The organism is Bradyrhizobium sp. AUGA SZCCT0182, assembly GCF_018130185.1.
Lineage (GTDB): Bacteria > Pseudomonadota > Alphaproteobacteria > Rhizobiales > Xanthobacteraceae > Bradyrhizobium.
Genome location: NZ_JAFCLY010000009.1, coordinates 197,750 through 205,077 on the forward strand (window position 1 = coordinate 197,750; position 7,328 = coordinate 205,077).

A 7,328-nucleotide genomic window follows, 5' to 3' on the forward strand; every position below is an offset into this window, starting at 1 on the left:
CATTGGGTACCAAGGCTGTCCGCTTGCTGAGACGCTGGCTGGCAGCCTTTTGCGTGCTTCCCGCCTGCGCCATCGGTGCTTCGGCCGACGAGTTCCGGACACCGTCGATCTCGGCCATCCGCGTTGAATGGCGCGCGGTGCTGGATCAGCTCCGCTCCGAGATCAATACCCAGCCCGCGGTTGCGTCCGCCTTCACCTTTGCCAGCCAGCGGCGGGCGCCCCGCTGGGACCCGCGCTCGATGCCGGCGCTGGTGCAACTGAACGCGATCACTTCCCCCGTCTTCCCCGGGATCGGACGCAGTCCTGTTCCGGTGCTGTTGCCGTTCGACACTGCAAGCTATCTCGATGCCCGCCAGAACGGCGCGCCCGACACCCTCTCGGTATCGCGCTATCAAGCCGACTTCCGCCCCGCCGATCTGTTCCACGCCGGCGCCGCCGGCTACGACGCGATGTTTTCGTTCGAGCCGGGTGCGGGCGACGGCATGCCGCAGCGGACTTACGCCAAGCCGATCGAGGTGCAGATCACCGGCTCGATCCTGACCTACGACCTCGCCGATCCGCTCGCCGGCAAGGGCGAGCCGGTCAAGGCGCTGGCGGCGCAATTCCCGGACCTGCGACGCTTCATCCGCGAAGGCTATGTGCGCTACGCCTTCACGCGCTTCGGCGTGCCCTATGTGGTGTCGATCCAGTGCCTCGACTCGACGCCGCGCCCGCGGCGGCTGGCCTGCCGCGAGGCCTATCCGGTCGCGGAACGTTTCCTCAAGGCGCTGCGCATCGCCGGCGGCCAGCCGTCGCGGCCGCGCCGGGATATTTCGTCCGAGATTGCCGAGCGGCCGATGGTGCCCTCGCCCGACTTCACCTATCGCCCGAGCGGCGACATCGTCGCCAACAGCGGCTCGCGCAAGCGCGGCGGCCGCGCCGATCTCACCGCCTATTCGCAGATCCGGTTTCCGCTGGAAAAGGCGCCCGCCTTCGCCCGCTCGCAATCCTTCGGCAAACGCAAACCCGACGAACGCGGATATCCCTGGCAGGACAATTTCTGCGAGGCGCGCAGTTTCGAGGTTGGCCAGTGCGCCGCCGGTTTCGGCCATCAGGGGCAGGACATCCGTCCCGGTGCGTGCATGGCGCAGAACGGCGAAAGCCAGGGCAGCTGCGATCCGAAGCAGCAGGCGGTCGTCGCGGTTCGCGACGGCATCTTGATCCGTTCGCTGAAACAGCAGGCGGCGACACTGCAGGTCAACACCCGTAACGAACACATCCGCTTCCGCTACATGCACATGAATCCGTCCAGCCTAGACGCGGACGGCATTCTCAACGGCCGCCAGGTCACTGAGGGCGAAAAAGTTGGCGTGGCTTCGAACTATCTCGACTTTCCCAACGGCACCTCGCTGCATCTGCATTTCGACGTGCAGGTGTTCACGCGGGACGGCTGGATCTGGGTCAATCCCTACACCACGCTGATCTCGGCCTATGAGCGCCTGCTGCGCGGTCGCGGGCGCGAGCTCGGCACGGACCCTGTCGCGCCGGCCGCTGTCGCCCACGCCCAGCCGCTAGACGTGATCCGGCCCGATCCGCAGGAAGGTGGCGAGAGCGGCAACTAGGCTCTTGTTCACGCGTTTTCTTCACGCGAACCGGGTTCCACTTCGCTCGAAAACGCTGTGGCCGTTCGCTAGGACGCAGCAGCACCGACCGGCTTTTGCCGCGCCGGCGGGGTCCAGCGGAAAGCGGCGCCGAATCTGTTCCAGACGTTGATCGAGGCAATCGCCGAGGTGAGATAGGCCAGTTCCTTTTCCGAGAATTCGGCGCTCGCCTGCGCATAGACCTCGTCGCTGACGCCGCCGCTGAGCAACGTCAGCGCTTCCGTCCATGCCAAGGCCGCGCGTTCGCGGGGCGAGAATTGCGGCGCCTCGCGCCACACCACGACCAGATTGAGCTTGTCGGCCGACATTCCGAGGCTCTCGCTTTGCAGGATGTGATACTGCACGCAAAACGCGCAGCCGTTGATCTGCGAGGCGCGCAGCTTGATCAGTTCGAGCAGTTGCTTGTCGATGCCCGCGGCGGCGGCGACCTTGCCGAGCGCCAGCACGACCTCATAGGCCTCGGGCGCCAGCGCCATGAAATCCTTATATTCCTTGCGGGCATGTGACATGTTCATCGCCTTATGTTATCAGTGCACTGATTTATTATAAGAGCCCTTATATGGCGCGCAAGATCAGAGCTTCGGTAAAATCCAAACCGCGCGGGCCGCAAAAAGCGGCGGCCAAAAAGCCGAAAAAATCCAAGAAGGCCACCGTCGCAAAAAAGCCTGCGCGCCGGAAATCCTCTCGCAAAAACCCTCACCAGCGCCGGAAAAAACCCGCCGCCAATCCCGTGCTCGCGATGATCCGCCCGCCGCCGCCGGGCGAAGGCAAGCGCGGCGAACAAGGCCACCTCGCCTATTTGCTGCGGCAGGCCCAGGCCGCGACCCGGCTGACACTGGAGCGGGCGCTCGCCGAACTCGGTGTCACCACGCCGCAATTCGTGGTGCTGACGATGCTGCGGGCCTATCCCGGCCTGTCGGGCGCCGATCTCGCGCGGGTCGCCCTGCTGACTCCGCAAACCGTCGGCGTCATCATCCGCAATTTGGAACGCGACGGCGCGATCCGGAAGACCCCGCACCCGATCCACGGCCGGGTGCTGCAGTGGACACTGACCCGTCGCGGCACGGTCCTGCTCGACAAATGCCGCCGTCACGTCCAGGCGGTGGAGCGGCGGCTGGCGGCTGGGCTCTCGGCCACCGCGCAGGCGACGGTCCGGCGCTGGCTCGCAGGGATCGCCGCGGACTTTCAGCAGGCCTAGGCCAGCCATGCGACCTTCCGGAGTTCCGCGTTCCGGCTGCGACGACGGCGCCGCGCAAATGCGCTTTGGTGAGCGCACCCTGCCCCGTACAATACCGCCATGGAACCCTTCGATTCTCTGAGATCGCCGACCCGCCGCGCCCTGCTGCAAGCCGGCATCGGCGCCGCAGCTGTGCTCGCCAATCCGCTTGCCGCGTTGGCCGCGGCGCCGCCCGGCTTCGACCAGTGGCGCGATACCTTCCGCGCGCGCGCATTGGCAAAAGGCATATCGGACGCGACCTGGAGCCGCGTGATGGGCCGGATCGAGCCCGACATGTCCGTGTTCCGGCAGATGCAGAAGCAGCCGGAATTCCACGAGCAGATCTGGCAATACGTCAATCGCCGCGCCTCGGACTGGCGCATCACGGCGGGCAAGGAAGCGCTGCGGAAGAACGAGGCGCTGTTCACTCGGATCGAGCAGGACTTTGGCGTCGAGCGCGGCACATTGCTGGCGCTGTGGGGCGTTGAATCCGCCTTTGGCGATCCCTTGGTGCAGCAGAACCATATGCGCCCGATCTTTCCCTCGCTCGCAGCGCTGGCCTGGAACGAGCCGCGCCGCCGCGCCTATTGGGAAACCGAACTGATCAACGCGCTGAAGATCGTCGACCGCGGTTGGGGCACGCCGGAGGAAATGCGGGGATCCTGGGCCGGCGCGATGGGGCATACCCAGTGGATGCCGGAAGTCTGGCTCAATGTCGGCATGGACTACGACAAGGACGGCCGCGTCTCGCCGTTCGGCAGGCCGGACGACGCGCTGGGCTCGAGCGCGCGCTATCTGGTCAATCGCGGCAAGTACCACCGCGGCGAACATTGGGGCTATGAGGTCCGCGCCGGCGGCGCGTCCGGCAGCGGCAACCGCACCTATGCAGCGTGGGCCAGCGCCGGCGTCACCCGCGCCGACGGCAAGCCGTTCCCGCAACCGAATGCATCCGCGCAATTGTGGGTGCCGGTCGCCGGCGGACCGGCGTTCCTGCTCGGGCCGAATTTCTATGCGGTGCGCAGCTACAATCCGTCGATGAATTATGCGCTTGCGATCTGCCATCTCGGCGACCGCATTCTCGGCGCGCCGCCGTTCATTCATCCCTTCCCGGGCTCCGAACGCGCGCTGACGCTGGCCGAGGTGCAGGAGATGCAGACGCGGCTGACAAAAGCCGGCTTCGACACCGGCGGCACCGATGGCCGAGTCGGGAATGACACCATGAAGGCGGTCCGGGATTACCAGACCAAGATGGGCCTGTTGCCGGCCGATGGCTATGGCGGGCTCAAGGTGCTGGCGCGGCTGCGGCAAGGCGGTTAGTCCGGTCATTCCGGGGCACGCGAAGCGTGAACCCGGAATCTCGAGATTCCCCGATGCGCAATTGCGCATCTGAGGTCTGGTCCTTCGGACCATCCCGGAATGACGGACAAACATAGTCACGCCCCCGGCCGCGCGACCCCGCCAGCGTTCATACCGCCGTCAATGACGAGTTCAGTTCCGGTCACGTAGCTCGACGCATCGGAGGCGAGATACAAAACGCCTTTCGCGATGTCCATGGCATGGCCGGCGCGGGCCAGCGGCGTTGCGAATTTCGCACGCTCCTCGGGATCGATCGGCGCGTTCTGGCCGCGCCCTGCCGCCTCGGTCGGGATCTTGCCCCAGATCGGCGTGTCGATGATCCCGGGATGTACCGAGTTGACGCGGATGCCGTCGCCGAACGTCGCGCATTCCATCGCGATCGCTTTCGCAAACAGCCGGACGCCGCCCTTGGTGGCGCAATAACCGGACAGGCTGGCCGCGCCGCGAATGCCGGCGAGCGACGACATCATGATCACGGAGCCGCCGCCGGTCTTGCGCATCGCCGGCAGGCAGTGCTTCACCGACAGGAACACGCCGTCGAGATTGATCGCGGTCTGCCGCCGCCAGTCTTCCAGCGACATCTCCGTGATCGAGGGCACCGCGATGCCGATGCCCGCGTTGGAAACCAGCACGTCGAGCCGGCCATAGCGCTTCATCACCTCGGCTACGACATCGATCCAGCGCGCTTCGCTGGTGACGTCCTGCTGCAGGAAGACAGCCTCGTTGCCGGCCTTCTTGATCCCGGCGACAACCTCCGGCCCCCTCAGCTCGTCGACATCGGTGACCGCAACCGAAGCGCCTTCGCGCGCCAGCAATTCGGCACATGCCGCGCCGATGCCGGATGCGCCGCCGGTTACGAGCGCGACTTTTCCCTGAACCTGTCCTGTCATGTCTGCTCCCGTTTTTGGTTGTTGGTTTTGTCGTCTGGTGGATGAACCTACCTGATCACGGCCGGTCCCTGATCGGGCACGGCGACATCGATCACGCGCAATTGCACGCGCTCGGTGCCCTGGTAGCGATCGACCGCGAGCGAGCCTGCGACATGCAGCGGCTGGCCGCGGTTTTGCGTCAGTGCGTGGCCGAGCTTTTGCCCGACGGACCGGAACGCGATGCCGTTGACGATGACGCCGTCGCCGGACTTGAAGCGCACGCGCAGATGCGCTTGTCCGACTTCATCGGCATAGACCAGCTGATGCGCCGGCAGCGCGATCACAGGCTCCGGATTGCCGGCGCCGAACGGCCCGGCGCGGTTCAGGATGCCTGCGAATTCCGGTGTCACGCTGCGGGCGCTCACCGCACCGTCGATAAACAGCTCGTTTTCGTGACGGGAACTGGCGACGTCTTCGGCGAGCGCGCTTTCCATATAGGCGCGAAACTCCGCGAGCTTTTCCTTGCGCAGCGTCACGCCCGCGGCCATGGCGTGGCCACCGCCTTTCATCAGCAGTTTTTCCTTCACGGCCTGCCGCACCGCCTTGCCGAGGTCGACGCCCGAAATCGAGCGGCCCGAACCGGTGCCGATGCCGCCCGGCTCCAATGCGATCGCAAACGCCGGCCGCGCGAATTTCTCCTTCAGCCGCGAGGCGACGAGGCCGACGACGCCGGGATGCCAGCCTTCGGAGGCCGTGACGATGACCGACCCCTTGTCCTCGAGCCCGAGCGAAGCCAGCGCCTCGGCTTCGGCCTGCGCTTCCGCCGCCTGCTCGATGATGCGGCGCTCGGAGTTCAGCCGATCCAGCTCGGCGGCGATCCGCGCGGCCTCGGAGATATCGCCTTCCAGCAACAGCCGCACGCCCAAATCAGCCCGGCCGATGCGGCCGCCGGCATTGATGCGCGGCCCCAGCATGAAGCCGAGGTGCCAGGCCTCGGGCGGGCCATTGAGCCGCGACACGTCCATCAGGGCGGTGTGCCCGACATGGTCGCGGCGGCGCATCGCGATCAGGCCCTTGGCGACGAAGGCACGGTTGAGCCCGGTCAGCGGCGCGACATCGGCGACGGTGCCGAGCGCCACGTGATGCAGCATGCCGAGCAAATCCGGCTCCGGCCGTTCGCTGTTCCAGAAGCCGCGGCCGCGCAATTCCCTGTTAACGGCGACCAGCGTCACCAGCACGAGGCCGACGGCGGCGAGATAACCGAGGCCCGAAAGATCATCTGCCCGGTTCGGATTCACCAGCGCGTCGACCTCAGGCAGTTCGTCGCCGGTTTGATGGTGATCGATGACGACGACGGACATGCCGAGCTTTCGTGCTTCCGCCAGTGGCTCGATGCTGGTGGTGCCGCAATCGACTGTCACCAGCAGCGTCGCGCCGCGACCTGCAAGCGCGCGCACGGCCTCCACATTGGGCCCGTAGCCTTCGAAGATGCGGTCGGGAATATGGATCAAGGGGTCGAGCCCGCAATGGCGCAAGTGCCAGGTCAGCAGCGCCGCAGACGTGGCGCCGTCGACGTCGTAATCGCCGAAGATCGCGACCTTCTCGCCGCGCGTGGCCGCGTCCGCGATGCGTTTGGCCGCGGTCTCCATCTGCGTCACGGTGTGGGGATCCGGCATCAATTTGCGGATGGTCGGATCGAGGAAATCCTCGACGGCGTCGATCTCGACATCGCGGCCCGCGATCACCCGTGCCAGCATCTCCGGCAGCTGGTAGCGCTGCACGATCGCCAGCGCCTTCGCCGCCCCCCGCGCATCGAGCCGGTCGCGCCACAATTTGCCGGTCGCCGATTGCGACACGCCGAGAAACGCCGGCGGCGATTCAACGGGCAAAGCGGTTGTGGGAGGCGTCATGGGGCTTTCGGTCTAGCGGGACTGGGTCACCCGCCATATCTGCGCAGTTCCGGAATCAATGTCAAAGCAAAGCAGACGTGCGTCAACAGCTCGCGGCGCTGGTCGCCCGAGGTTTGCTATCAAATTCTTCGCCCTCGAAGACAGAGGGCGCAGGGAATGCCGGATGCGCGCTGCACCCGCGGTCTCGTGTGCGATTGTGCATAAGAATGCTGCACACGAGCATACAGGGCAGCGGAGAGCATCCGACATTCCCTGCGCAGTGGCTTTACGGCTTATGACGCGCTCTCCCCGGTGAGACGGCCTCTATTGCCACCGTCGCCCCTCGGAAGCGTTAGCT

The 7,328-nt window shown here is 66.0% G+C and carries 6 protein-coding genes; 3 read left to right on the plus strand and 3 right to left on the minus strand.

Annotation, left to right across the window (positions count from 1 at the left end):
* Positions 1-23 precede the first annotated feature (23 nt).
* On the plus strand, positions 24-1,601 hold the full coding sequence (locus JQ611_RS13135; RefSeq protein ID WP_249133125.1) for a M23 family peptidase: 1,578 nt from the start codon (positions 24-26) through the stop codon (positions 1,599-1,601).
* 68 nt (positions 1,602-1,669) lie between these two features.
* Here JQ611_RS13135 and JQ611_RS13140 read toward each other — a convergent pair whose 3' ends face one another.
* A complete protein-coding gene (locus JQ611_RS13140; protein ID WP_212389350.1) occupies positions 1,670-2,149 on the minus strand; it encodes a carboxymuconolactone decarboxylase family protein in 480 nt (159 codons plus the stop codon).
* A gap of 230 nt (positions 2,150-2,379) precedes the next feature.
* Here JQ611_RS13140 and JQ611_RS13145 point away from each other — a divergent pair, with 230 nt between their 5' ends.
* Together JQ611_RS13145 and JQ611_RS13150 are read left to right on the plus strand one after the other, a co-directional pair.
* A complete protein-coding gene (locus tag JQ611_RS13145) occupies positions 2,380-2,838 on the plus strand; it encodes a MarR family transcriptional regulator (RefSeq protein ID WP_212465671.1) in 459 nt (152 codons plus the stop codon).
* A 99-nt stretch (positions 2,839-2,937) separates the two neighbouring features.
* The gene (locus JQ611_RS13150; protein ID WP_212465662.1) at positions 2,938-4,173 is read left to right on the plus strand and encodes a lytic murein transglycosylase; all 1,236 of its coding nucleotides are present in this window, start codon (positions 2,938-2,940) and stop codon (positions 4,171-4,173) included.
* Positions 4,174-4,289: 116 nt separating this feature from the next.
* Here the strand turns inward: JQ611_RS13150 and JQ611_RS13155 are convergent, their stop codons facing one another.
* The gene (locus JQ611_RS13155) at positions 4,290-5,102 is read right to left on the minus strand and encodes a glucose 1-dehydrogenase (RefSeq protein ID WP_212465663.1); all 813 of its coding nucleotides are present in this window, start codon (positions 5,100-5,102) and stop codon (positions 4,290-4,292) included.
* A 47-nt stretch (positions 5,103-5,149) separates the two neighbouring features.
* Positions 5,150-6,991, minus strand: coding sequence for a single-stranded-DNA-specific exonuclease RecJ (recJ, locus tag JQ611_RS13160; RefSeq protein ID WP_212465664.1), 1,842 nt, complete (start codon positions 6,989-6,991; stop codon positions 5,150-5,152).
* Between the last annotated feature and the right edge of the window lie 337 nt (positions 6,992-7,328).

Bases quoted from the DNA above. Each gene is read 5' to 3' on its own strand.
- JQ611_RS13155 (WP_212465663.1), bottom strand. From the start codon at position 5,102: ATGACAGGACAGGTTCAGGGAAAAGTCGCGCTCGTAACCGGCGGCGCA.
- recJ (WP_212465664.1), bottom strand. From the start codon at position 6,991: ATGACGCCTCCCACAACCGCTTTGCCCGTTGAATCGCCGCCGGCGTTT.
- JQ611_RS13140 (WP_212389350.1), bottom strand. From the start codon at position 2,149: ATGTCACATGCCCGCAAGGAATATAAGGATTTCATGGCGCTGGCGCCC.
- JQ611_RS13150 (WP_212465662.1), top strand. From the start codon at position 2,938: ATGGAACCCTTCGATTCTCTGAGATCGCCGACCCGCCGCGCCCTGCTG.
- JQ611_RS13145 (WP_212465671.1), top strand. From the start codon at position 2,380: ATGATCCGCCCGCCGCCGCCGGGCGAAGGCAAGCGCGGCGAACAAGGC.